The following is a 24662-nucleotide window of genomic DNA, read 5'->3' as shown; positions in this document are numbered from 1 at the left end:
GTCTTGCTTCGTTGTATAGATATATCTATCGGCAATTATTGTCTCAAGAGAGGAATAAAACTCGATGTCCTCATCCCTGGTGTCTCTGACAACCCTCCTTCCAGATACGGTTGCTGTCTCGATTGAAGATGTTCTGCACATTGCGGGCCACTCACTCCCTGCTCTCGCGCAAGAGTATGGCACGCCGCTCTATATCTTTGACCGCGCCACCATTGTCAATGCCTGCCAGCGCTATTTCCAGACTTTTGAGCGCCACTATCAGGCTTCATCAGTACGCATTCTCTATGCCTCTAAGGCATACCTCTCACCTCTGCTTGCACGTTTGCTCTCTGAGCAGGGAATGGGACTGGATGTTGTCTCTGGTGGCGAATTGACCGTTGCTCAGCGCGCTGGCTTTCCGATGGAACGTGTCTCCTTTCATGGAAACAACAAATCCGCCGGTGAACTCAAGCTAGCCTTGCAACTGGGTGTAGGGCGCATTATTCTGGATAACTGGAACGAAATTGAGCGCCTGACACGGATTGCCACCGAGCTAGGAGTCACTCCGAGCGTACTGCTTCGGGTTGCGCCTGCTGTGGAGACGGATACACATCGCTACTTGCAGACCGGGCATGCTTCATCTAAGTTTGGTTTTCCTCTGCATAATGGCGAGGCGCGTATGGCAATCTTGCGTATCCTGGGTGAGGGTAAATTACGTCTTGCAGGATTGCACGCGCATACAGGCACCATGCTCCGCGAGACGCGTCCCTATGAAGAGAGTTTGCAGCGTTTGATGGCTCTTGCGACTGAAATATATGCTGATACGCAATGGTGGCCGGAGGAGGTTTGCCCTGGTGGTGGTTGGGCCATCGACACGCCAGATCAGATCGATATTCCTAGCCTGGATTTGCTTGCCCGGGCACTTCAGGCGCGTATGCAGGAAGCGATGGCATCCGTGACTCAAATTGCCCTCCCGACACCAACATTGGTTCTGGAGCCTGGTCGCTCAATTATCGCCCGCGCTGGAGTCGCGGTTTACAGCGTTGGTGCGTTGAAGGCTACCCCGGCTGGAGTGAACTATCTTTTCGTCGATGGCGGTATGGCGGACAACATTCGGCCCGCACTCTATGACGCGCTCTATACTGCCTTGCCTGTCGAAAGGGTAACCACGCAAGGAGCGGTGGATTACTGCGTCTCTGGACGTTATTGTGAGTCGGGTGATATGCTAATCAATAATGTACGTCTGCCCGATATGCGCGAAGGGGAACTTTTACTTCTCCCATTAACTGGCGCGTACTGCCTCCCGATGGCCAGTAACTACAACCTTGTACCACGACCAGCCGTAATTTTGGTGGATGAGCAAGGGGTGCAGGTAATGGAGAGGCGTGAGACATATGATGATATTCTGTCGCGTTATCAGGGCCTCTAAGTAAGCATACAATGTTGTTTGGGAGTTGCGTAGCATTAATGAGGAGGACATGAATGAAGTATTGGCGACGGTTATCAGGTCAACAACGTCCTAGTGTTGACGAGCACGACATGCCAACTGAACCTGTTCCTTACCCTAATCCTGCGCAAGAGCCCGGATACGCACAGGACTTATATGATCCAAGCCCATATGATGAGCGTACCACAGCGGCCCCTCCTCCCATCTCACCACCTCAAGGGGGAGGCGCCAGATTGTACCGCCTCCCCAGTGGCCTGTCTGGGGCCAGCCTTCTTATGCGCCGCCAGATCCTCGACCACAGCCAAAGCGCTATAAAGAGCCTGAACCTACGTTTGGGGGAGATAGAAGAGGGGGCGTACCAACTTTCATCAGACTCTTACCAGGGTTGATCGCGATCTTTTTTGTCATCGTTCAATTATCGCTGTTTGCCCGCCTGGTGATGAAATTTGTCTTACATACACCCGACGATCAGCAGTGGGTGACTGCATTGTACTCTTTTAGTACAGTGTTTCTTGTTCCCATGCAGTGGCTAGCACTTCAGATCCATCTGCCCTTTACTTTGGACCCTGAATTCTATGTGTTGCCTGCCATTTTGCTCTATGGCCTTCTTGCACGGATTCTGGTGGGGATGGCGCGTTTTATTGTGCGCTCGTTTTGAGTGCTTGTCTGAGAGATGTTATGATTCCAGGCAGTCTGAGCAGCATACAGAAAGCCAGGGATATAACTCTCTAGTCTTTGCCAAACTCGTCCAGTACATCCAGGCTATTAATGAAGTCGCGATAGGCATCAAGATTGCCATCATCTTCAGAAGCCTGTGCATCTTTGTCAGTGGAGGGCTGAGGCTCCTCGCCTGATTCAAGCGTCACGCCTCCCCGTTCGAGCACACTTTCCTCAACAAAAATGGGCGTCTTTGTGCGCACCGCCAGGGCTATCGCGTCGCTTGGGCGTGAATCGATTTCCACATGTCTTCCCGCGACATCAAGAACCAGGCGCGCATAAAAGATCTCATCGACGAGGTCGGAAATCACAATACTCTCCATGTGAGCGCCAAGTTCGCTGATGACATTTTTGAGCAGGTCATGTGTCAGTGGGCGTTGTGAAGTGGCTCCTTGAAGTTCGACGGCGATAGCATATGCCTCAGCGTAGGCTATCCATATAAAGAGATAGCGCTCTTGCTGTGAAGCTTTCAAGATGACCACTCGCTGCTGCGTAGCCAGGTTGATTCGCACGCTCTCAACTGTCATCTCTACCATAGTATTTTTGACTCTCTCTTTCGTGGCGAAGTCCGTCGAATATCTTACGCCTCTATTGTACACCTATCCTGATCCCAGACGCAAATCAAAAAGCGCTTCGTGTATAGCTTCATGAGGCTTTAGACCACCTAGCAATGGTCTCTAAGGCAGTATAGCAGAACCCATATCTAGCGCCAAACTCCACATCAAGTAATTGGCCTGCTTACGCCATTGATCCGGCTTGTAAGATGTTCAATCAAGTAAGCAATCTATCTGAAAGCAAGCGGCTGAGTAAGAAAATATATTCGAAAATTCCGTTCAAAAAAACTTGTATTGACCATAGTGTTATGGTATCATGTGTTTGAATAGCCGTTCTAGTGCTCGGTGGCATGGAAGATTATGCGTTCATGTGTTCAGAAAGGCAGGGCCGGGTTCTATGTCAATAGAACAAACCAGTGAAATACAGCGAAGAATGTATGAGTTCATCGTCAGTTATATGAAGCAGGAGGGGATGCCTCCTACGAATCGTGAGATTGGTCGCGAGCTCAATGTTGCCAGTACAGGACACGTTGATTACCATTTGACGATGCTCGAAAAGAAGAACCTGATAGTTCGTCAGCCGAAGAAAAGTCGAGGCATCAAGCTGGTAAAGCAAGAAGTGGCAGGTATTCCCTTGGTAGGAACGATTGCCGCTGGTCAGCCTCTTGATATCTATGCGACCCCTTCTGAGCACCTCGATATGGGGCGTGATCTTGTTGAGCGAGAGAACTGCTATGCCCTTCTTGTGAAGGGACAATCGATGATCGAAGAGCACATTTGTGATGGTGACTATGTCGTTATTAAGCCCCAGCAGACTTGCAAGAATGGCGATATCGTGGTTGCAGTTCACAGATTTGAAGGTGAAAGCGGGAGCGCGACTCTCAAACGCTTCTTCCAAGAGAAAGAGCATGATCGCGTACGCCTGCAACCCGCCAATTCTGAACTAGACCCCATCCTGATTCCGAAGAGTATCTGGGATCGCGAATGGGAAATTCAAGGAAAAGTGGTCGCGATCTTCCGCCAATGCGATTCTGCCGCCTAACAAAGAGACGCCTTTCTTCGCGTCGATGTCTTTAGCTGCCTTGCCTCCACTCTCGATCGGAGAAAATGTTGATCGAGAGTGGTACTTTGTTGTATATGATAGGGTGTGACTGAAAAGTGGCTGTATCTGCCCCTATTCTGCCTTATCGTTCTACAAAGCCTTCCCCTCCTCTTGTACTCTTCTCGTAAATTTGCTATACTTTAGCAGTATATTCTCCTGGAGTGGGTCGCCATTCATAGTAGTGCTGAAGTGTGTAGGGTGTCGCTAGCTCGGAAAGGATTTCAATATTATGAAGGCGGTTGCCGTCGCGTTAGTTTTGATCGCAGGTGCCGCGGTTGTTCTCTGGTTTGGTAATACGTTGAATTCCTGGGTATTGGGTGGGCTCATTGGTGGTCTAGCTGCACTTCTCCTAAGCATTCCCATCTCTCTAACTCTCTTTTCCTACCTCTCGCGTCGCCAGGAGGAGAAAGAGCGTGTGCTTGCCGAGATCTACGAAGAAGATGAGTTCTTTGAAGATGATGGATATGATCCTCCGCGCCTTCAGGCTCGCGTGGCCCACCGTACATACGAGATTGAAAGCTATACCGTTCCAGCAACTCCTACACTGCACGAAGGTGAGGATTTTCAGCGTGCGCGCCCTTCGCGTCAACTATCATCCCCAACCGTTCAGCGTCTTCCTGCTCCGAAGACACCGCGTACCACCACGACATCCCTTCAGCGCGCTGCTTCTCAGGAGATGATTTCGCGTCGTGGTGATCCACCGACGCGAGGTTCCGAGGAACATACACAAACCAATCACACGACGCGCCGTCTCAATTATCCTGGTTTCCCTGGCTATGAACCAGGCTCCGCGCAGAGTCGTCAGCGCTCAGCTGCCTTGCGTGCGGCTCGCATTGAAGCATTTCAGCAGTTTGATGATGAAGAGGATGAGGGGCTTGATTTCTCACCCACGCAGCCCTCACGCCGCCTTGCGTCACCACGTCCCAGTCAGTCCCTTTCTGCCAGGCATGAGCGTAGCCTTGAATCTTCGCGCCGGCTCTCGCAACAAATGGCGAGCCAGCGCCCAGCGCGTCCCAATCATCACGTTGTGGACTCGCATCCATCCCAAGGTGGCAATGAGCGAGCCTTGCCAGCGGCAGGTGAATCCTCCGCTACTACGCGTCGCCCCTCTTCCCAGTTGCGTAAGCGTCGAACAGACTTCCTAGAACAGGTAGGAGAGCAGGAACGTACAACTGAGCAATCTATTCAGCATCCCTACCCCGAGAGTGGTACGCTTACGAGCGAATCCTCAGAGGAGAATTTGAACCGCCCCCTCGTTCGTCGCGCTCCTTATATGTATAAAGATGATCCCTTACGTAAAGAATTGACGCGTCAGCTTGAACGTCCCACGACACGGCGTTCATCACTTCATGATCCGGACAATGGTGACGAGGAAGAAGATGAGTTTTAGCCATTCTGGTATGGGCTGCTAGCCGTAGGTACCAGATATTATGGTCTCCTGATCCAAAGTATGCTAGTATTGGTCAAAATATCCTTAGCTTTGTGTCCTTAGCTTTGTGAAGGAGGCCTTTTCCTTGTTAGGCAGTATCACCGATGTATTGATGACACTGATTACTAATCTCTATGTATCGACTGGCTTGTTAGGTATCGCGCTGGCTATGGCGATAGAGAGTTGTTGTATTCCTCTTCCTAGCGAGATTGTTATGCCGATAGCGGGCATTATGATTGCGCAGGGGAAATTGCTCCCTGGTATGAACCCGTTCGTCTCTATCTTTCTCGTAGGGCTCGCCGGAGCAATTGGTTGCTTGCTTGGATCTATGCTTGCTTATGCTATTGGCTATAAGGGTGGGCGACCCCTTATGCTCAAGTATGGGCGCTATGTCTTGATCTCGCAGCATGATGCGGATAAGGCTGATGCTTTCTTTAAGCGTTGGGGAAGCCCAACGGCGTTCTTCTCGCGTCTTCTTCCCGTTGTGCGTACCTACATTTCCTTGCCCGCTGGTATCGCTAAGATGCCCTTTGTTCGTTTCTGTATTTACTCATTTTTAGGTTCCTTGCCCTGGTGCCTTATACTTGCGTACCTTGGGTATATCCTTGGGGACCATATCGAAGAGCTAAGCCCCATCTTCCATAGCCTGGATGTCGTTATCCTGGTCGTCTTGATTGTTCTGATTGTTCTCTATGTCTGGCGTCACGTCAAAAATGATCGCAAGGCGCGTGCTGAACATGCCGCTCTGGCCGCTCAGAATGGTCACGCACCTGAGTTCGCTCAGCCCGTCGCACCCGCTGCTGGCATGCCAATGCAGCAAAGTTGGAATCAGCCACAACCACAGCAGTTCCAGCCCTCGCAGCGACCACCACAGTTCCCACAGCAGCCCCCCCAAAGCCGCCCATAACGAAGCAAAGAACACACGCCAACTTCACAAGCTCCAGGCACAGGGTCATCTAACGATCCTGTGCCTGGAATGTGAACCTCTTCTTTATCTTCTGTCTTCTGCTACAGACGTTCGCGAGAAACCTCTTGTCTTAACTACTGTCTCTTAAATGCTATCGCGAAGGCGCGAAATTAGGATAAATTGGTCGTAATGCGTGGCTAAGCTGGTTGACAATCGTTACAATAAATACGCAGAGAATACTACAAGGAAGGGTTACAATCATCTTGACGCTCATAGCAAAAATTTGGCAGAAACGCGTGGTAAAGTTTGCTCTTATAGGTGCACTGGGTATTCCAATCAACTGGGCAGCGCTGGCGTTTTTTCTCTATATCTTTAAATTGATTGGTTTGCAGGGAGATCTTCTTAATTCGGTCGCGACTGTCTTCTCCTTTGAAGTTGGTACCATTATCAACTTTGTATTGAATCAGTTTATTACGTATCGTGACCAGATGCCAGATTCACTCAAGGCATGGATCTCCAAAAGTATCAAGGCTCAGATCGCCAATATCTCTGCCTTTCTGGTCGCAACCTTACTTAGCCTCTTCTTCTCCGTTGTGATCCACCTGAATCCCTTTGTGGCTAATACACTGGGTATCATTGTCAACTTCGTCTATAAATTCCTGGTCTCCGACCGCTTTGTCTTCCGTGTCAAACCTGTCGAAGCCGCCGAGGATGCTGTTGCCGTCGTGCCCAACGAAGAACTTCCCTCTCACATTCCCGCTAATTCTAATCAATAAAACATTGAACCGTGTGAATTGCCTTTTTATGAGATAACAGGCTAGAAGCGCGTGTCAGTGCTTCTAGCCTGCTTCGTTTTATTACTTATCAATGTTTCCTGGATACCCTTTCATATTCCACTTAGGGGTACAGCTTGGCAATAAGTATGGTAGAGAGCGTAAAAGCTTGACAGGCGACGCCTGTCAGAGACATAAGCGGTCTCGGCGACCTTGATCGCCGCCTTCTTGTCCTTCTCGTCCCTCTTGAGAGATGCGAAAAGGTCGCTGAAGAATCTGGTGAGCTCTCCGAAGCGCTTCCGCCAGGCGAGCTCCAGCTTCTCCGAGGTGAGACCGTTGTCGTCGATGCCGTTGTTGCTGACCTCCTGTTGGAGACGTGCTCTACTAGAGGATTCTAATAGTAGAGCAAAACACAAGAAATCACACCTCTTGCGCGTGTGGCTTTTGTGTTCCTTTCTGATCAGAGATCTCATTGAGAATCGAGAGGAAAACGCATGGGGGGCGCACCTTAACCCTATGAGTTTGAGCCCCAACAACCCAACCAAAGCTGAGGTGGTACAGAGGAACTTGTACATTCTGTATATCTTATTCTATAAATAAACAGAATGCCGTCCCTATTAGGCATTGCTTGCCATTTTGATTATATTGGGAGACCTGTTGGTGTCAATTCAGGAGTGACAGCTTATGCAACAAAACAAAGCCGCCTGTGAAGCTAGTTCACAAGCGGCTTTGGTGGTGGAGATGAGGGAGAGTTGAACTCCCTGTCCAACCGATCTTACCGGAGAATATGCTACAGGCTTAGTCGATGTTTTTGCTATCCGTAAAAATCTCCCATCGACCGGATATCTTTACGGTGGCCCTCTGGTCTTAAGTGGTAGTTAGAAGACGGTGGCTACCACAGCAGCCTATGTGTTATGGCGCCCTTTACTGACCCCGTAGGCAAAAGTCAGGAGGACGACGCATCACTGGTTATTAAGCAGCGAGAGCGTAGGAAGCAGTTGCTGGTTTGGCAACTATTTTTTGCCGGTTGTTTAACGAGATGTGCATACCGGCACCTCGGCCTGCAAATCTTCAGTCTGACCGCCTGTCGAAACCCGACATCCCCAGATGAAGAAATGTGCGCAAAAAGATTTGATATTTCTCCTTGTAAGAAGCAATTATAGCATATTTGCTGAGAGGTGGCAAGCGAGGTTTCTCGTTTTTTTCTCGTTTTGGAGAGCCTGTATGTTTGAGGCAAAATCACTCTTCCAGGCGCTTCATGAAGCGCTCAAGGCCGACGATGACGCGCTCATGCATCCCTTCCCCGATCTTCTGGTGCTCGTCGTGGGCTTCGACGTGGAAGACTAGGCGGCGCTCATCGATCTCTTGTAGGGTGGCGCTGGCGCGTACTGTCTGTCCTACCGGGGTCGCGGCCAAGTGCCTGACGTTGACGAGCGTTCCTACTGTGATATTGCCCTTATCGAGCCCTGCTGCGACCGCTCTCCAGGCGGCGTTTTCCATCAGTGCGATCATCATGGGGGTCGCAAAGACTTCAACTCCACCTGCGCCAATCGCAGCAGCCGTATTCTCGGGTGTCACAAGGGTGGACAGGTCAGCAGTCAAACCAGGTTCGATATGCATATGCAAGCAATCCTTTCTGTATAGTGTATCCCTTAACTATACACTATTTTTGCGGCACATGCGTGAGAATGGTTTGCATCTCCTGGCTTGTCAGGCTTGGTGCGGTTGAGGTCTCAAGCATTACCGAAGATAAGGGCTGCGATGAAGACCAGCACTCCACCTCCAACTACCTGAAGCATTGAGAGGAGCCAACTTGTTCCGAAGTAGCGATGACGGATGCCTGCGATCAATACTAGTTCGAAGGCAACGACGATATAGGCTGTTACCAAGGCTAGGTGCAGGTTGGTAATCAGGAAGGGAAGGGTATGTAGCGTGCCACCAAAGAAGGTCATAATTCCAGTAATACTACCACGCACAACGGGGCTACCACGACCGGTCAACTCGCCATCATCCGACAATCCCTCGGAGAGGGCCATGCTAATTCCGGCTCCTGTCGCGGTTGCCATTCCTATTAGAAAGGCAATGTAGGGTTGGTGGGTGGTGAAGGCGGCTGTGAAGATAGGGGCTAGTGTGGAAACTGAGCCGTCCATTAGCCCTGCCAGCCCTGGTTGAACAACACGAAGCAGAAAATTATGAGATGAATCGTCGTTCTGGCGTATGGCGCGAATGATATCGGCTATTTCTTCCTTCACAGTCATTTTAGCAGGAAGCTCTGTTTCTGGTTCTAAAGTCTGGGCCTGAGTATCTTCTGTCATATCTCTTTCCTTGCTATTGTGACTCCGCTAGTGTGACGAGTCTCTTATCTTTTACATGCTGTACATGTGTAGAGTGTGCGTCAGTATGAGACTAGCTGTCTCTTATGGTATGGGCTAGCAGATGTGATAATCTTTTAGTCGTTGGTTGTTGTGCAGCGTAGGCAAGTGCCATAGAGTCGCAGTTCATGGAAGTGTAATGTGAGCCCCGTAGCATGTGCTGCGGCTTGCAAGGCTTCTTGTGGAAGTTGAATCTCAACAGGGATGTCAAAAAGAGCCCCGCACGTGGTGCAGATTGCATGATCATGCCGTTCAGTATGACTGTCGTAGCGGCTTCCCTCTTCTGTTCTCCCTAATTCTTTGATATATCCGCGCTCCGCGAGCTGATGCAGGATACGATAAACACTGGCAAGACCGATTCGTGGGCGCGCACTTTTTACTGAGTCGTAGATGTCCAGTGCTGTCGGGTGGTCAGCCATGCGTACAATATCGAGCACTGCTTGCGCGTTCGCATTGAGTTTCTCTCGCATCTTTACTCCTTAGCATAGCCAAACAAAGCGTATTAGGCATACCTAAAAGTGATAATCATTATCATTTTTATATTGATATAATAGAACATTGCGTAGGTAATGTCAAGTAAAAGACAAAACCAAAAGATATATTGTGATGGATAATAACGATATAAGGGAATGACCATTCCTTGTTGCAGTGCTCAAGCGCTTCGTGGTATTGAAGGAAGATATGGAGATAGTCGTTATATCTGGTATGGAGGCTTGCCCTAAGGATAGGGGGGTATAGGTAATTTGGCTGTGTGAATGGAGCGCTGTCAGAATTGAACCATATAATGGAGCCAGGTAAAGGCCTATGGAGCGGTCTTATGTTAGGGGACTTCGCTATTATCGATGAGAGAAAGGGTAAGATCTTTATGAGTACTCCCTGGCAGATACAGAGTATTGCGCATCGTGGAGGTGCACGTCTGGCACCGGAGAATACATTAGTGGCATTCCAAAATGCCTTGACGCTGGGTGTCGATGCTGTCGAGCTGGATGTACATATGAGCAGCGATGGACATTTGATTGTCTTCCACGATAATACTCTCGAACGTCTGACGGATGGTAGTGGGAACATTTTGGATCGAGATTTTGCTTATTTGCGTTCGCTTAATGCTGCCGCTCATTTTCACGGCGGCTGGCCCAAGCAAGAACAGATCCCCACATTGCATGAAGTGTTGAGCCTCGTCAAGGGGCGCGCTCGCGTGCTTGTGGAGCTTAAGGCGAGTAGCCGAGGAGAGGGAGCGTATGGGCGTTATTCTGGTCTTGTGTCAGCTGTCCTTGAAGATATACGAGCCCTGGATATGTTGGATGATATCCTGCTGATTTCGTTTGATTGGGATTTACTAGGCACCGTCAAAGAGCTTGAGCCAGCCATGCAGACCGGGATTATTGTCGCGAAGGAGAACTGGAATGCTGAGGAGCCTGGGGCGATAGCGGGCTTATGTGAGCGTGCTAAGGATCTTCGCTGCGAATGGATTGATATTCATCACCAGATGATAACGCCGGAACTGGTTCGAGGTGTACAACAGGTGGGACTACGCCTAGCGACCTGGACGCCAAATACACGCGAGGATCTTCAGCGATGTAAAGAACTTGGCGTTGAGGCGTTGACTACCGATTGTCCTGACCTATTCCCCCTTTTGTAAGGCCGATTTGCGTTTTACATCGGAAAAAGTTATCAATTTGTTAGTACGTATAAGCCCTCGCAAGGAAAGGTGAATAGGCACCTCTTTTTGCTCTAATAACATTTCTTGTGCCTGAGGAGCGCAAAGGTCCCATATTTTATGAGCTTGTGAGAGCGTATGTTATAATGGGTCCCGATTGAGAGAGCTTTTTGGATGGGGACGTGGGGTAATTAGGGAAAACGTTTTATTCATTTGACTAATAACGGTTAATAGTGGAGTACATGAGGCATGCAACAAACACAAGTACCCATCAATGCTCAGAATGAGACTGTATCTGAGGGGACGACACCGATTTTCGATCTGACAATTGTCGTACCTGTCAAAGATGAGCAGCAAAGTGTGCGTATCTTATTTGAGAAGTTAGAAGCGCAAATTGGTCAGCTTGGGAAGTCATTTGAAGTCATCTTCATTGAGGATGGGAGCGTAGATAACACGTTTGAGGAACTCAAGCAGTTGCGTGTTGAGCATCCTGGCATTGTGCGCATTGTGCAGTTTCGGCGCAATTTTGGAAAGACTCCTGCCCTGGTTGCTGGCTTTAGCCGTAGCCGTGGTCAGGTAATCTTTACCATGGATGGCGATTTGCAGGATGATCCCGAAGAGATTCCACGTTATCTGGAGAAACTGGATGAAGGGTATGATCTGGTTACGGGCTGGAAGTTCCCTCGCCTTGATCCCCTATCTAAGACTTTCCCTTCGCGTATTTTTAACTGGCTGGTGAGCACGATGACAGGCGTGCATCTGCATGATATCAACTGTGGTTTCAAGGCCTATCGCCGTGAACTTGTTGAAGATCCTCACCTCAAGTTGTATGGCGAATTCCATCGTTTCGTGCCGGTTATGGCTCATTGGCGTGGCTTTAAAGTCGCTGAGATTAAGGTTCACCACCATCCTCGTAAGTTCGGCTCCTCCAAATATGGCTTCAGGCGCTTTGCACGTGGCCTAATTGATCTGCTGAACGTGCTGTTCCTGACCTCGTATTTACGCACACCGCTGCGCTTGTTTGGCCCTCTGGGCTTCTTTACCTTCATGCTGGGTATCCTGGTTGATATCTTCGTCGTTATCCGTCGCTTTGTCTTTAATCAGCCTATTCATGAGCAGCCACTGCTCTTTGTTGGTATTCTGCTTATGATTTTCGGTGTGCAGTTTATCCTGACTGGCTTGCAGAGTGAGATGATTCGCTACTATGCCTTCCAAGCAGGGGAAGAGTATAGCATCAAGCAGGAATTGGATTAATGCGGCGGTTGATTGTCAAGAACATAGGCACAGGAGGGTGGTGTCCCTCTGTGCCTGTGCTTGTTTCTGGCGCATGGAATGTTCTACATGCCCAAGAATATGCTATACGTAACTGGCATAATCTGCCGACTTTGCAACCGCTCTGGGCTAGACGACAAGGTGGTGTCACATGGTAAATACGCCCTGGAGTAAGCGTTTGGCGAAGAGCTTTTCAATCTGGCAGAATCGTTTATATCTCTATCCACGTCCAGAGCCGTTGCCACGTACGCGCCTCTTCTGGGTTGCGCTGGGTCTGGTAACGATGGCAGTCGCTGCCTTCTCTGTGTATTTTATAATCCTGCTTACTACGCGCCATAGTGTTTTCTTGAGCAATGCCGAGGATCTGGGCATTATGGATCAGGCACTCTGGAGCCTGGCATATCATGGCGATTTGCATCAGACAATCTGCAATATTGTGAATGACACCAACTGTTATTCTCCAGAGGGAATCAGTCGCTTCTCCATTCACTTTGAGCCTATTTTGTGGCCGATTTCATGGCTCTATTATCTTTGGGCTGATCCACGCCTGTTGCTGATCCTACAGACTCTCATTGTTGCTAGTGGCGCGTATCCGGCCTTCTTGCTTGCTAGACTCCGCCTGCGTAGCGATATCGCGGGTGTGATGATCGCGCTGCTCTATCTGCTCTATCCCGCACAACAGCAGGCTACTATATATGATTTCCATGCCGTTACATTGACTACAAGTCTGCTTCTCTTTACACTCTATTTTATGTACACGAGGCGTACAGCGCCTATGTTTATTTTCGCGCTTCTCTCTATGGCGTGTAAAGAGGAGATCCCGCTGGTTATCGCCATGTTCTGTCTGTGGTCAATGGTGTTTCAGCGGCGCTGGCGTAGCAGTGCTATTCTCCTGGTTATTGCTATCGGCTGGTTTTGCCTGACTTATTACTATATCTTCCCGCATTTTAGCCCAACTGGGAAACCGCTGCTCTCGGAACGTTATGGTAGCCTTGGTAATGGACCAGGGCAAGTGGCCTCCTCTGTCCTGTTCCATCCGGTAGATTTTGTGCACCGCTATCTACTTGAACCGGCGCATTTCACTTATCTGAAGACGCTGTGGCAACCAGCACTTTTTCTGCCTCTGCTCGCTCCCTGGGTGCTGATACTCTCGGCACCAACACTTGCGCTTAACCTTCTCTCATCGCATGAGGGTCAGTACAGTGGACTGTTCCAGTATAATGCTGAGATTGTGCCAGTTCTGATCTTCGCGACCATTGAGGCGGTGGTTTTGCTACTCTGGTTGTCCCAGATATTGCTGGACAGGTTGGCTGTGCGTTGGCGAAAGCCTGCGCCAGTTGAGGAAGATGGGCATAAGATTGTGATCGAGCATGAGCGTAATGGCATAGGACGAGTGTGGCAACTCGGTTTGATGCTGGCTTTGCTGGGTCTGACCCTTTTCAGTTCCTTGCGCACTGATTATTACTTTCATGGCGCCTTGCCATTCTCGGTAGATTTTCAGTGGCCGCAGGAGACCCATCATACGCAGGTGATGCAGCAGTTTGTGGCTATGGTGCCTCCCAATGCTTCTATCTCTGCGCAGACACGTTTGGTTCCACATCTGAGCCATCGTCAGAAGGTGTATCTATTTCCCTATGCGAGCGACCAGGCAGATTACGTTTTGCTGGATTTGACAGGAGATATCTATCCTTTCTTTACGAGTACGGATTATACAAAGGTTGCCAAAGATCTGCTACTGAGTGGTCAGTATGGTATTGTGAAAGCTGAGGATGGGGTGATCTTATTGAAGCGGGGCTTGCCTGCTCCTGGCGTTTCTCCGCTCTCTCCAGTTCAGCCCGGTAGCGCGCCAAATTCGACAAATGTGTTACCCAATTTGCCAGCGGCTACCTGCGACAATACCGTCGCCACTGCTCAAGAGATTCAATCTATTCAGCACCCCATACGAGGTACTTTCAGTGATGGCAGTGGAAGTATGCAATTGGTGGGTTATGATGCTACAGTGAGCAGTAAACATATCGACGCGGAGAAGAATCAGTATGATGGCACCGATGTACATATGATACTTACTACTTACTGGCAGGTTGTCAAACCTATCACAACCTCGCAGCAGATTCTTTTTGTGACGGAAACAAGTGATGGCAAGGAGCGCTTAGCAAGTACCGATGTGCCTTTGATGAATTGGTGCCAGAGTGTTACCTGGAAACCTGGCAGCGTAATCAAGATGCAGTCAAATGATTTTTTCCTGGCTCCCCAGGGAAGTGCCGCCCTGCCAAAAGGGCTAGCTCATATTTCCGTGGCACTTGTTCCTTTGACACAGCCATCGAGTACAATACTGGATATGCAAGCACGGCTTCGTGTCGCGGCGGTGAAGGGACAGGGCAGTGCTGATGTGAATGAAAACGCGCGGCTCTTGCGTTTGTTTGAATTGGATCTGACCTGACTTAGGGCAAGCTTTTGAGAGCGATTGAACGAAAGAGGATGTTGAGATGGGAGTATATATAGGTCAATTACCGCCTGCTGAGATTGCGAGATTGAAGGCTGAGCTGGCTGAAACCTTGATCACCAATTTCTGTTATCCACGGTTTTTTGATCATCGTAAGCAGGCATTGTGTATGCGACCGGTTGATCGTGCCAAGCGTCAGGAGGTCTGGCTCTATTTAAGCTCCTTCGATTTTACGACCTGGGGGCGGCTAGATCTGATGTCGGTTGATCTTCAGCATCAGGTTGAGCGTCTCTTTATCCAGTTTGTACAGCGCAATCGAAGCTTCTTTGGTGAGCAGGGACGGCGGCGCATGACGGATATTCGTATGCTCATCAATTCGTGCGCATCCTCTGTAGTACAGAACTTGCGGGGGCATGTCGCGGGCCAAAAGCAGCAGAACCCACCTTTTGGTAGTCCGCGTCCTGTTATCTCCTGGGCAACGCCAGCCTTGACTGGTAAGGTTGATCTTGAGTGGGAGCAGGTAGCGTCGGCGACAATGACGTTGCAGCAGCAGTTGCAGGAGGTGCGTGGTGAGCCGGTTAGACCCGCCGCCCAGAATAGTCGAGCTGCGAGTGCCATGCCTTCTATTCCCGATACATTGCCGCCGACTCCACATGTGCGCCCGCGTCCATCATCGAATGTGGCTGGGCATCAGGCTGATCCAGCTGCAGTTGTGCAGTCGCAGGAGCGCAAGTTGTCACAGCCATTGCCTAGACCTGTTCAGCCCGAGCCTCCCAGACCGGAGATAACGCCCCGCCGCTCAGGTCCCCTAGTGCCCCGTCCATCGTCTCGCCCTGAGGTTCCAGGACCTGGAGAGCGTAGGGAGGATGTTGCATCTCCCCATGGGCGGCGTGCCAGTACGAATTTGCCTGACCCTCGTTTGCGTGGCGACTCCACCCCATTGCGCGAGGAGGCCCGACGTCCGGAAAGTGTGGTGCGGGAAGAGACGCACTTTGAGTCTTCGGCGCGGGTGAACTCCCGGGCTCCTGAGGGATATGTTGCGAATGGGCACCATGGTAGCCGCTCTCAGGGCGTTTATGGTGAAGCGGCCGCGCCATATGATGCACCAATTGAATCGATGCAGACCTCGGCGATGTCCCCGGTGCGCCCAGAAGACTTCAATGGCTTCCGCAATCCACCTGATACTCCTGCGCAGGAGAAACATGAGATGAAGTCTCAGTCTTCTCCGATGAAGGTTGCTCCTACCCGCCCAGAGCCGCAACCGACTGCTCTCGCCTCTTCATTACCAGTGGATGCGGCTGCGTCAGCGCGTGAGTCATCTGCGATGACGGTTGGCGAGGATGATATCGCTATCTTTGAGCAAATGCGTCATCAGTTGATTGTCTGGCTCCGCGTTGAGGTCATTACTTCAGGCATGGAGACCGATGGTCAGGGACCACTCCAATTAATTGAGCTCTTGCGACAGCAGGGAAGAATTGATGAGACGCGTTTGCAGGTTGTCTCTACGTTGTTGAATCTGGCGAATCAGGTGATAAAGACAGGCGAGGTCACGCTGATGGATTATAAGCAGGCGTTGATGTTCCATTTGATGCATACGCGTCGCTAAGTTTTCTTTATGTGGTCGCTGTAAATGGCTTGATAAAAGCCAGAGGGGATGCAAGGTCAAATGCTTGACTTGCATCCCCTCTGGCTTTTATTGTTACGCTATGCTGTCGGTGTTGCGGCGGCTGTGATCGATGGTAGAAGTTCATGGAGCTGCTCCAACCAGTTTGTGCCTAGCAAGCGGCGTGGAATACGAATAACACCCTGCTGGACCTGAGCATCATTGCGGAAGCGCCGATACAGGTTGATGCGATTGGGAATGATATTGCGCTTAACCGACATAATAAAGGAGTTATCTTTGAGCGCGATGGATTCGTAGCCAAGTTGCGCGGCGTAGACCTTGAGCCGAACCAGGGCCAGTAGGTTGAGTACTGGTTGGGGAAGCGTGCCGAAGCGGTCCGTGAGTTCAGCCTCCATCGCCTCGATTTGTTCAGCCTGAGCCAAATTCGCCAAGCGTTGATAGAAGTTGACTTTGAGCGTGCGGTCGCCAATGAAGTCATCCGGAAGGTAGGCATCTAGTGGGAGATCGACCGTCGTACTGAGTGCCGCAATCTCCACAGGTTTACCCTGAAGCTCCTGAATGGTCTCCGCCAGCAGTTTGCAGTAGAGATCGAAACCAACGGTATTCATAAAGCCAGACTGCTCGGCTCCTAGCAGGCTTCCAGCGCCTCGTATCTCCAGGTCTTTCATTGCGATGCGGAAGCCTGCACCCAGTTCTGTTGCCTCAAAGATGGCGCGTAAACGCTTCTCTTGAATAGGAGTCAGGCGCGCGTCCTTTCCATAGAAGAAGTAGGCGTAAGCCTGGTGAGTGCCACGTCCAACGCGCCCACGAAGCTGATAAAGCTGTGATAGGCCAAAGAAGGCTGCATTGTTCACAATGATGGTATTGGCATTGGGAATGTCCAGGCCATTCTCAATAATCGTGGTGGAGATGAGTATGTCATATTCGCCATTGGTGAAGCTAAACATGACCTTCTCAAGTTGGTCCTCATGCATCTGTCCATGTCCAATAGTGATACGTGCCTCGGGAACAAGCTTTTTGAGCTTTTGGGCGATAGTTTGGATGCCCTGAACACGATTATGTACGAAGAAGACCTGCCCTCCTCGATCAATCTCGCGCATAATGGCCTCACGTATGAGTTGATCGTCGTATTCGCGGATGGTCGTGCGAATGGGCAGGCGCTCCTGCGGCGGAGTCTCGATGACGCTCATATCGCGTAGATTGACTAGAGACATGTGGAGTGTGCGCGGGATTGGAGTCGCGGTCATGGTTAACACATCGACCTCGCTACGCATCTGTTTAAGGCGCTCTTTGTGCATCACGCCGAAGCGTTGTTCTTCGTCAACGACGAGCAAACCCAGGTTAAAGAAGACAACATCCTTTTGTAGCAGGCGATGCGTGCCAATGATAATGTCGACCTTGCCAAATGCTAGCTCCTCGAGCGTTTGCTTCTGCTCCTTATCTGAGCGGAAGCGGCTAAGTAGCTCCACACGTACGGGATAGGCTTTAAGGCGTTCACGGAAGGTATTGTAGTGTTGAAGGGCCAGGACCGTGGTTGGAACAAGAATAGCTACCTGGCGCTGGTCAAGAACAGCCTTGAATGCCGCGCGCAAGGCAACCTCTGTCTTACCATAACCAACGTCACCGCATACAAGGCGATCCATGGCCTTTGGACGCTCCATGTCTGTCTTGACCTCTTCAATAGCGCGAGCCTGGTCTGGTGTCTCCTCGTAAGGGAAGGCATCTTCGAGTTCTTGGAGCCAGGGTAGTTCCGAATCTGGTGGGAAGGCGTGTCCCGGCGCTGATTCGCGTTCGCTATAGAGCTTGAGGAGTTCGCGTGCCACATCTTGCACGCTCTCTTTGACGCGTGATTTGGCGCGCGTCCACTCGGTAGTACCAAGCTTGCTAAGAGCGGGAACTGAGTCGCCCATGCCAATATAGCGTGTCACCCGGTCAAGCTGGTCTGTTGGGATATAGAGTTTGTCCGTACCAGCATAGTGAATGAGCAGGTATTCACGCTCGACACCTGTCAGGCTCATCTTGGTCAGCCCTTCGAAGCGTCCGATGCCGTGTTCCTGGTGTACCACGTAGTCGCCAGGATTGACCTCTGCCAGGAAGGAGGCAGGGGTGATTGGCTTGCGACGCTGTTGGTTGCGGCGCTTGGACCAGCCAAAGATCTCTGTATCGGTATAGATGTAGAGCGCTAGTGAGCGGCATTGCCACCCTTCGCTCATCTGCCCCTGGATCAAGGTCAATGTGCCCGCTTCCGGTAACTGGTTGATGTTGGTACCGGGGCTAACATGTATGGCGTTCTCATGCAAGATGCTTTCGTCACTGAGAACCTCGGCCATGCGGCGGGCCTGAGCTGTAACGATAACAATACGGTCCCGGTTCTCTAGTGCTTTATGGCAATCCTGCACGAAGGCGCGCAGGCGGCCACCATAGGAATTGGCGCTGCTGAAAGGAGGCATGAGATGCTCGGACCCACCGTGCTGACGCACCTCAAACTCGCCCTCTGCCGCCGAGAGAATATCCGCGAAGCGGACCTGGCGGCGTTGCTGGATGGTTAGCTCTATTTGGGACCAGTTGATGTATGCCTCCTGGAGATGTGCGGGGTTTTCGCGCTCACGTTCCATGCGTTCTTTGATTTCCTGCACTTGAGCATCCAGATCAATAATGTGATTCTGGATCAGGCCTGGATTATCAAGGATAAGCAGGCCAGGGCGTGGGAGATAATCAAGTATGGTTGCCTGGGTATGTAGATAGGGAAGATAGAAGGCAATATCCTCAAAAGAGCGTCGCTGTCGTAGGATATCCAGGTCGTGATTCCAGCGCTCCTCTGCGTCGCGATGCAGAATTTTGCTATCAAGTTTCTCAAGCTCCTGGGCTGCCTGGGGACCGCGCACCGGCAACGCTTCACGCGCGGGACCAACGACGCAGTTTACGATAGGATTGAGAGAGCGTTGAGTCGCCTGATCGAATGTGCGGATGGATTCGATCTCGTCACCAAAGAACTCGATGCGCACCGGGCGTGGAAGTGTTGGGGGGAAGAGGTCAACAATACCGCCTCGATGGCTGAATTGTCCTGGCTCTTCGACCTCTGAGACTGGCTCATAGCCCAGGTCGTAAAGCTGATCGAGCATCATCGTCAAATCAGTTTCCTGCCCTTGTTGTAAGGTGAAGAGCGCCATTGCCAGTTCCTTGGGAGGGATAACAGGCTGTGTGAGTGCATGCGCTGAACAGACGACGATGGGGGTGCGCTCGCGCTCGACAAGCGCGATAAAGGTTTGAAGCCGTTTCTGTGTAGTCTCTGCGTCGCCTATCAGCCGCTCGAAGGGCATAGCGTCGCGGTCGGGTAGGAAGAATATATCACTCGGGTTGGCGAGAAATTGTTTAAGTGTTTCCGCTACTTGCGCGGCTTGATTCTCGTCTTGCACCACGATAAGTATTGGTTGTTTGAGCGCCACTGAGAGGGTCGCGATCACATAGGGACGCGCGGCTTCTGTAATACCTGTAAGCAGGGGAACGCCCTCTGATTGGCGAATCTGCTCCAGGAGACGGCGAAATTCAGGGCGCTGGGCCAGTACTGAAAGTAATCCCTGTAGAGTCAACTTTATCCTCCAGGTTGGCACAATAGGAAATGCCCCTGCACCACATTTGGGTGAGGGTTGCGCCGACTGCTCATGTTTTTGTTTGCTGTAATCATAGCGTACACAACCCATTTGCGCAATGCTTTCACTGGCAGAAATGGACCTTTTGTACTGTTTTGATGCATAATGGTATAGATTGCCATAGGGGACTTTCTATCCTTCATTCTTCCGAAATACTCACCGTGTTAAGCGTTGAGTCGAGTGATCTGCGAATGGTCCATCCTCTCTCCATCATTGCCTTGACAATGGCCCTCTTCCCTGTTAGTATTTCAATATATGTTGAAATGATGAAGTGTTGAAATGCTGATCGTATAGAGAGGGCTGCGCATCACCCTGATCCCTTGGTTTGAGAATGCGCAGAAAGAGACAACTATGTTGCTTGTATCCCCAGGTTGGTTTATCTGTACTGTGATTGCCGCGCTTGGTACGCTACTGGGACCACTTGTGGCTATTATTATTGTCAAGCGCAGATTACGTGTACCATGGCGTTACTTCCTCTTTGGTGCGCTGGTCTTTTTTCTTTTTCAGATAATCAGCCGTGTCCCGATCATTAGCGTGTTGACGCTGGTCCTTGGCAAGACCGTGAACGCTTCTCCTGTGCTTTTTGTGCTCTGGGCGCTCTTCCTGGCGCTGACCGCTAGTCTCTGCGAGGAGTGGGGACGTTACCTTGGTTATCGCTGGTTTCTGAAGCGAGCGCCAAAGACATGGAGTACTGGCGTTGCGTATGGCCTGGGGCATGCCTCGCTGGAATCTATGCTACTCGTTGGGGTTATCCTGCTAGCGCTTCTGATTGAGATTCTCATATTCTCATTTACACCAGCAGCGGCGAGCCAGCAAGCGATAGTAACACAGATTGTGAAAGCGTATGGTACGCAACCGAACTGGTATCCTCTGATTACTCTTTGGGAGCGCCTCTGGACCATGTTCTTTCAGATAGCAATGTCTGTGCTAGTATTGCAAAGCTTGCGTAGGAAAAACTTGAGCTATGTCTGGCTAGCGGTGGCATTCCATACTCTCCTGGATACAACCGCAGTCCTGGTGCCACATTACCTGACAGGCTTACCGGGGATAATTACTATTGAAGTGCTTGTGTGTATCGCTGGCATTCTGGCATTCTGGTGGTTGCGTCATGTGCACCAGCGTATGAGTAAGGAGGATGAAGAGCAAGAGCGAGCATTGCAAACTGACTCATCATCTTCTCTTGCCAGCGAATAGACAAGTCGTGGACTGATGGTTGGCACATACTTTGCATGATAGGCGTGCATAGCTACAAGCTTGTGCACTGATAGCAGATGGGAATGATATGCAAGAGGCGTATAAGGCGATTGCAGATCCAACCAGGAGGCGAATTCTCAAGCATTTGCGTGGTGGGGAGCGAACAGCGGGTGAGCTTGCTGAGTACTCAGGCGTAAAGCCTAATGCTCTTTCACACCATCTAATGGTTTTGAAGTTGGCTGATCTGGTACGTGTTGAGCGGCGAGGCCAGTTCCAGGTCTATAGTCTCAATACAACGGTTTTTCAAGATCTGATGGCGGAAATTATGGATTGGCTTGGTGGGATGGATGAAGATGAAGCGCCTTCAGATAGTCCTGCCTCCGAGGAACCTGACTCAGAGGCTCATCGTAAACACGTGTGAGCGAGTTGGCAATCTCAAGGCTACCTATTGACTCGCACATGTAGGAGCGAATTATGAACCCTTTTGATGGCGAAAGAGAGCCGGATAAAATTACACCACAGTCCAAAAGATGGACGATGCCGACTGTTTTAATGGCTGTCATCCTGACAATACAGGTTCTCCTCTCGGTGGGAGCATATCCTTTCCTGCCAGATCAGGTACCGGTCCATTGGAATATCTCGGGTCAGGCCAATTCGTATGCCCCAAAGGGCGTGGGTCTGACGCTTCTTCCGTTGATTAGTTTTGTGATCTTTGTTGTTTTGCGCCTCATTGTGAAGCTTGGACCGCGCCTGACCAGAGACGGAGAGCAGAACAATAGCCACTTTATTGATGTTACACTCTCTGGCGTCATGCTTCTGATGCTGGTTATTCAACTGGCGACGGTAGCTCTCTCCCTGGGTGTGCATCTGGATATGCGCTTTATTATATCCCTGGTGGTTTCGCTCTTTTTGATTGTGATTGGCAACTACATGGGCAAATTACGTCGCAACTTCTGGGCTGGCATTCGCACGCCATGGACATTGACAAATGATACAGTTTGGGAGCGTACGCATCGCCTGGGTGGTTGGCTCTTTGTGGCTGCGGGACTCATTGGTTTGATTTCTAGCTTTGTACCCCAATTAAGCGTGGCAGGCTTGCTTGTTCCTATATTAGGCGTTTCGATCATCTGCTACGTATATTCTTACTTTGTCTATCAGCGTGTGACCATGTCTGACAGTTCACAGGAAGAGTAACAAGGATATTACGCCTCAGCCAGTGTATCCAGAACAAGCTGGATGCTGGCGTTAGGGTCATAGTTATGTGAGGCCAGATAGTCATATGTGAGTTCATGGTGAGGACGTATGATCTGCTCTTTCCCCTCATCGGGGGGAAAGAGTATCTGGCGTTTAAAGGGGATATTGCCCTTGATGCGTGAGTATTTGAGCGTGAAACTTAAACCGCCGCTGAAACTGTTTCCGTTCTGAGCGGGAGGTGTACCTATTAAGATCGCGCCGTGCCTGAGTAGAGACACAGCGGTAGTGACGCCAGCACTATACGTTTGGGTTGAAGTAAGGACATAGACTTGAGGGGTCCAGGCCGCCTCGTAGGCGCGACTCTGAAATTCTCTGGCAAAAGAGAGCGAGTGCCTGGACAGCAAGCGCAAGTCTGTCAGCGCTTGCAGGCGTGCTCGTGTTGTGTGCTCAAAGATTGGTCCCTGCCGCCATCTCATCTCGTCGCTGTAGTCATAGCCCCCGTTACGTATGGCTTCGGCGTATTGTTCGGAGCTGTCCTGCGTATAGTTTTCAAAGTAAAGTGGTGAATAACGCTTGATCTGGTAACCGTTATTCTCTATTTGCAGGGCTCCGATTCCATATAGGAAGTAATTCAGGATGGTCGTAAAGAATGAGCCGCCGTCGGAACAGAAGCGTAGGTCTACAATGAGGGTAGAGGTATGAGCCAGGCGCATTGCTGAGAAGAGGTCGCGCAACAAGCTTGTCGCCGCCGGAACCATGGCGATGCGCTCTTCTCGCGTCTTGGGGAAGGTTTTCTCAGGTGGTAAGGCATGCCCTACATCTTCCAGCCAGCGGTCGACGTTTTGTGTATGCCCGAGAGTGGTCAAATATTCAAAATGCTCGCGATAATAGAGTAGCGATTCGATGCGTAGGTATGCTACCTGATAATGTGCATCTAGAAAGGTGTGGCACATGCGTGCCGCATTGAGGGGTGGTAGCACGAAGGCGCTATCTGCTTCTAGCGGAATACCAGGCTGCTCTGCGGTAAGTGGCACGTTGAGCGTCTTCTGGCTGGAATCCGCGAGCTTGAGTGTCAGACGAATCTCGGCAGGTGGCTCATCCTGTGCGAGTAGGAGAGCCAGCAGAGAGGGACTTTCCAGGCTTTGGGCCAGGTGGTGTAGGTTTTGATAGACGTTGTCATAGCCCTGGTAGGTTCCCATGCGTTGCAACAGCGTCTCCAGAGCCAGATCATTAATGGCGAGCAGGCGTGCTCCAATTAGCACTTCAAGCTCAGCATAGCAGGTAATTGCCAGATAGAATTCCTGCTCAATGATTTCCCAGTGTAGCCAGAGACGGCGTGTAGGCTGCGTAGTAGTCTCTTGGGGGTTCTCCGGCTCGAAAAGTTGGGTATGCCCATCACCGGGAGCAGCGATCAGGGGGTGGACGTAATGAGAGAATTGATGTTGGCTCATGCCATCTTCTGGTATGCCCGCAAGCAACTTCTGAACCCGATGATGAAAGGCGATAGGTCCACCTCTTGTTGTATAAGGGTCGGGATGCGCTTCGGCGAGGGTACGCGCAAGTTGATGAATATCTTCCTGCAATGCCTGCCGGGAAATGCGCTGCATGTTGGCTGTTGCTCCTCTCATGATCTGGTGGCTCGATTCACTGTGGGCTGATGGGAAGCTGATGGCTGGCTAGGGGGAAGAGGCTCCCTCGGTATTGTTCGTGCTTTCGCGTTGTTTGCGAGCCTGCTCGCGCTCTAACTTTAAGCGCCGTTTTTCTTCTGCCTTACGCTCTGCATCTGGATCAACGTTGAGGATATTCATCGCCGTATCAACGCCCTCGCGGAGAATGAGTGGGATGGCCTCGACGGACCGATCTTCGGCCTGAAGCAGCGTAATATAGTCATCCTTGGAAGGAATACCAAGCACATAATTGATTGTGTCTGGTCTTCGGTTGGCTGGTCGTCCAATACCTACACGCAGGCGGGGGAACTGGTCGGTATGGAGATGTTGGATAAGGCTTTTCATACCATTGTGCCCGCCCGCGCTGCCCTTCGCCCGGAGGCGAATCTGTCCATTGGGAAGGTCTAATTCATCATAGATGACCAGAATGTCTTCTGATGCCAGCTTATACCAGCGCTGAAGCTCACCTACAGCCTCGCCGCTATTGTTCATAAACGTTAGCGGCTTGACCAGAACTGTTTTCTCATTTTCGATTGTCGTGTTACTAATCATGGAGCGTCCATGTCGCTCCCAACGTAGACCTAGCTTATCCGCTAGCGTGTCTAAAACCCGGAAACCGACATTGTGGCGTGTTCGCTCATATTGTGAGCCCGGATTGCCCAATCCAACAAGTAATTTCAT

Annotated in this window: 21 protein-coding genes and 1 other RNA gene; 14 read left to right on the top strand and 8 right to left on the bottom strand. The window is 50.7% G+C overall.

Features of this window, described 5'->3' with window-relative positions:
- The first annotated feature begins 64 nt into the window (after positions 1-64).
- The 3 genes from lysA to K3T82_RS05655 are packed head-to-tail and all read left to right on the top strand — an operon-like array spanning position 65 to position 2084.
- On the top strand, positions 65-1408 hold the full coding sequence (lysA, locus tag K3T82_RS05665; protein ID WP_220192512.1) for a diaminopimelate decarboxylase: 1344 nt from the start codon (positions 65-67) through the stop codon (positions 1406-1408).
- 53 nt (positions 1409-1461) lie between these two features.
- Positions 1462-1815 carry a hypothetical protein gene (locus tag K3T82_RS05660; protein ID WP_220192511.1) on the top strand — a complete coding sequence of 118 codons (354 nt, stop codon included), beginning with the start codon at positions 1462-1464 and terminating at the stop codon, positions 1813-1815.
- Complete coding sequence (locus tag K3T82_RS05655) at positions 1812-2084, top strand: hypothetical protein (protein ID WP_220192510.1); 273 nt, start codon at positions 1812-1814, stop codon at positions 2082-2084. Before K3T82_RS05660 ends, K3T82_RS05655 begins: the two co-directional genes overlap by 4 nt.
- Positions 2085-2154: 70 nt before the next feature.
- On the opposite strand, the gene K3T82_RS05650 is transcribed toward K3T82_RS05655, so the two are convergent.
- Entirely contained in the window at positions 2155-2679 is a 525-nt protein-coding gene (locus tag K3T82_RS05650; RefSeq protein ID WP_220192509.1) for a bifunctional nuclease family protein, read from the bottom strand.
- Between the two features lie 415 nt (positions 2680-3094).
- Here K3T82_RS05650 and lexA point away from each other — a divergent pair, with 415 nt between their 5' ends.
- From lexA to K3T82_RS05630, 4 genes are all read left to right on the top strand, one after another.
- Positions 3095-3739 carry a transcriptional repressor LexA gene (lexA, locus tag K3T82_RS05645; protein ID WP_220192508.1) on the top strand — a complete coding sequence of 215 codons (645 nt, stop codon included), beginning with the start codon at positions 3095-3097 and terminating at the stop codon, positions 3737-3739.
- 289 nt (positions 3740-4028) lie between these two features.
- Positions 4029-5189 (top strand): hypothetical protein, encoded by a 1161-nt coding sequence (locus K3T82_RS05640; RefSeq protein ID WP_220192507.1) that lies wholly within the window; start codon positions 4029-4031, stop codon positions 5187-5189.
- Between the two features lie 124 nt (positions 5190-5313).
- Entirely contained in the window at positions 5314-6135 is an 822-nt protein-coding gene (locus K3T82_RS05635) for a DedA family protein (protein WP_236031020.1), read from the top strand.
- Positions 6136-6398: 263 nt separating this feature from the next.
- Positions 6399-6911 (top strand): GtrA family protein, encoded by a 513-nt coding sequence (locus tag K3T82_RS05630; RefSeq protein WP_220192506.1) that lies wholly within the window; start codon positions 6399-6401, stop codon positions 6909-6911.
- A 730-nt stretch (positions 6912-7641) separates the two neighbouring features.
- Here K3T82_RS05630 and ssrA read toward each other — a convergent pair.
- The 4 genes from ssrA to K3T82_RS05610 all read right to left on the bottom strand — a co-directional run bounded on the left by ssrA (position 7642) and on the right by K3T82_RS05610 (position 9750).
- Positions 7642-8013: a transfer-messenger RNA gene (gene ssrA / locus K3T82_RS05625) on the bottom strand.
- Positions 8014-8147: 134 nt separating this feature from the next.
- A complete protein-coding gene (locus K3T82_RS05620) occupies positions 8148-8528 on the bottom strand; it encodes a thioesterase family protein (RefSeq protein ID WP_220192505.1) in 381 nt (126 codons plus the stop codon).
- A gap of 113 nt (positions 8529-8641) precedes the next feature.
- Positions 8642-9223 carry a VIT1/CCC1 transporter family protein gene (locus tag K3T82_RS05615; protein ID WP_220192504.1) on the bottom strand — a complete coding sequence of 194 codons (582 nt, stop codon included), beginning with the start codon at positions 9221-9223 and terminating at the stop codon, positions 8642-8644.
- A 134-nt stretch (positions 9224-9357) separates the two neighbouring features.
- The gene (locus K3T82_RS05610; protein WP_220192503.1) at positions 9358-9750 is read right to left on the bottom strand and encodes a Fur family transcriptional regulator; all 393 of its coding nucleotides are present in this window, start codon (positions 9748-9750) and stop codon (positions 9358-9360) included.
- A 347-nt stretch (positions 9751-10097) separates the two neighbouring features.
- Between K3T82_RS05610 and K3T82_RS05605 the strand changes: the two genes are divergently transcribed.
- The 4 genes from K3T82_RS05605 (at position 10098) to K3T82_RS05590 (ending at position 16258) form a co-directional block, all read left to right on the top strand.
- Positions 10098-10919 carry a glycerophosphodiester phosphodiesterase gene (locus tag K3T82_RS05605; RefSeq protein WP_220192502.1) on the top strand — a complete coding sequence of 274 codons (822 nt, stop codon included), beginning with the start codon at positions 10098-10100 and terminating at the stop codon, positions 10917-10919.
- 267 nt (positions 10920-11186) lie between these two features.
- Entirely contained in the window at positions 11187-12191 is a 1005-nt protein-coding gene (locus tag K3T82_RS05600) for a glycosyltransferase family 2 protein (RefSeq protein ID WP_220192501.1), read from the top strand.
- A gap of 169 nt (positions 12192-12360) precedes the next feature.
- Positions 12361-14649 (top strand): DUF2079 domain-containing protein, encoded by a 2289-nt coding sequence (locus K3T82_RS05595; RefSeq protein ID WP_220192500.1) that lies wholly within the window; start codon positions 12361-12363, stop codon positions 14647-14649.
- 46 nt (positions 14650-14695) lie between these two features.
- Positions 14696-16258 (top strand): hypothetical protein, encoded by a 1563-nt coding sequence (locus K3T82_RS05590; protein ID WP_220192499.1) that lies wholly within the window; start codon positions 14696-14698, stop codon positions 16256-16258.
- Between the two features lie 98 nt (positions 16259-16356).
- Here the strand turns inward: K3T82_RS05590 and mfd are convergent, their stop codons facing one another.
- Positions 16357-19977: a transcription-repair coupling factor gene (mfd, locus tag K3T82_RS05585; protein WP_220192498.1), complete on the bottom strand. Its 3621-nt coding sequence runs from the start codon at positions 19975-19977 to the stop codon at positions 16357-16359.
- A 300-nt stretch (positions 19978-20277) separates the two neighbouring features.
- Between mfd and K3T82_RS05580 the strand changes: the two genes are divergently transcribed.
- From K3T82_RS05580 to K3T82_RS05570, 3 genes are all read left to right on the top strand, one after another.
- Complete coding sequence (locus K3T82_RS05580; RefSeq protein ID WP_220192497.1) at positions 20278-21120, top strand: YhfC family intramembrane metalloprotease; 843 nt, start codon at positions 20278-20280, stop codon at positions 21118-21120.
- A gap of 88 nt (positions 21121-21208) precedes the next feature.
- The gene (locus K3T82_RS05575; RefSeq protein WP_220192496.1) at positions 21209-21541 is read left to right on the top strand and encodes a metalloregulator ArsR/SmtB family transcription factor; all 333 of its coding nucleotides are present in this window, start codon (positions 21209-21211) and stop codon (positions 21539-21541) included.
- A 116-nt stretch (positions 21542-21657) separates the two neighbouring features.
- Positions 21658-22314: an SdpI family protein gene (locus tag K3T82_RS05570; RefSeq protein WP_220192495.1), complete on the top strand. Its 657-nt coding sequence runs from the start codon at positions 21658-21660 to the stop codon at positions 22312-22314.
- Between the two features lie 8 nt (positions 22315-22322).
- On the opposite strand, the gene K3T82_RS05565 is transcribed toward K3T82_RS05570, so the two are convergent.
- Positions 22323-23921 (bottom strand): S41 family peptidase, encoded by a 1599-nt coding sequence (locus K3T82_RS05565; RefSeq protein ID WP_220192494.1) that lies wholly within the window; start codon positions 23919-23921, stop codon positions 22323-22325.
- Between the two features lie 69 nt (positions 23922-23990).
- Complete coding sequence (gene pth / locus K3T82_RS05560) at positions 23991-24662, bottom strand: aminoacyl-tRNA hydrolase (RefSeq protein WP_220192493.1); 672 nt, start codon at positions 24660-24662, stop codon at positions 23991-23993.

The organism is Ktedonospora formicarum, from assembly GCF_016587355.1.
Taxonomy (GTDB): domain Bacteria; phylum Chloroflexota; class Ktedonobacteria; order Ktedonobacterales; family Ktedonobacteraceae; genus Ktedonobacter; species Ktedonobacter formicarum.
Note: the sequence above shows the minus strand (reverse complement) of the source record. Positions and strands in the feature narration are given on the sequence as shown.

Coding starts and splice junctions, on each gene's coding strand:
- lysA (WP_220192512.1), top strand. CDS start 65: ATGTCCTCATCCCTGGTGTCTCTGACAACCCTCCTTCCAGATACGGTT.
- K3T82_RS05660 (WP_220192511.1), top strand. CDS start 1,462: ATGAAGTATTGGCGACGGTTATCAGGTCAACAACGTCCTAGTGTTGAC.
- K3T82_RS05650 (WP_220192509.1), bottom strand. CDS start 2,679: ATGGTAGAGATGACAGTTGAGAGCGTGCGAATCAACCTGGCTACGCAG.
- lexA (WP_220192508.1), top strand. CDS start 3,095: ATGTCAATAGAACAAACCAGTGAAATACAGCGAAGAATGTATGAGTTC.
- K3T82_RS05640 (WP_220192507.1), top strand. CDS start 4,029: ATGAAGGCGGTTGCCGTCGCGTTAGTTTTGATCGCAGGTGCCGCGGTT.
- K3T82_RS05620 (WP_220192505.1), bottom strand. CDS start 8,528: ATGCATATCGAACCTGGTTTGACTGCTGACCTGTCCACCCTTGTGACA.
- K3T82_RS05615 (WP_220192504.1), bottom strand. CDS start 9,223: ATGACAGAAGATACTCAGGCCCAGACTTTAGAACCAGAAACAGAGCTT.
- K3T82_RS05610 (WP_220192503.1), bottom strand. CDS start 9,750: ATGCGAGAGAAACTCAATGCGAACGCGCAAGCAGTGCTCGATATTGTA.
- K3T82_RS05605 (WP_220192502.1), top strand. CDS start 10,098: ATGTTAGGGGACTTCGCTATTATCGATGAGAGAAAGGGTAAGATCTTT.
- K3T82_RS05600 (WP_220192501.1), top strand. CDS start 11,187: ATGCAACAAACACAAGTACCCATCAATGCTCAGAATGAGACTGTATCT.
- K3T82_RS05595 (WP_220192500.1), top strand. CDS start 12,361: ATGGTAAATACGCCCTGGAGTAAGCGTTTGGCGAAGAGCTTTTCAATC.
- K3T82_RS05590 (WP_220192499.1), top strand. CDS start 14,696: ATGGGAGTATATATAGGTCAATTACCGCCTGCTGAGATTGCGAGATTG.
- mfd (WP_220192498.1), bottom strand. CDS start 19,977: ATGGGTTGTGTACGCTATGATTACAGCAAACAAAAACATGAGCAGTCG.
- K3T82_RS05580 (WP_220192497.1), top strand. CDS start 20,278: ATGTTGCTTGTATCCCCAGGTTGGTTTATCTGTACTGTGATTGCCGCG.
- K3T82_RS05575 (WP_220192496.1), top strand. CDS start 21,209: ATGCAAGAGGCGTATAAGGCGATTGCAGATCCAACCAGGAGGCGAATT.
- K3T82_RS05570 (WP_220192495.1), top strand. CDS start 21,658: ATGCCGACTGTTTTAATGGCTGTCATCCTGACAATACAGGTTCTCCTC.
- K3T82_RS05565 (WP_220192494.1), bottom strand. CDS start 23,921: ATGCAGCGCATTTCCCGGCAGGCATTGCAGGAAGATATTCATCAACTT.
- pth (WP_220192493.1), bottom strand. CDS start 24,662: ATGAAATTACTTGTTGGATTGGGCAATCCGGGCTCACAATATGAGCGA.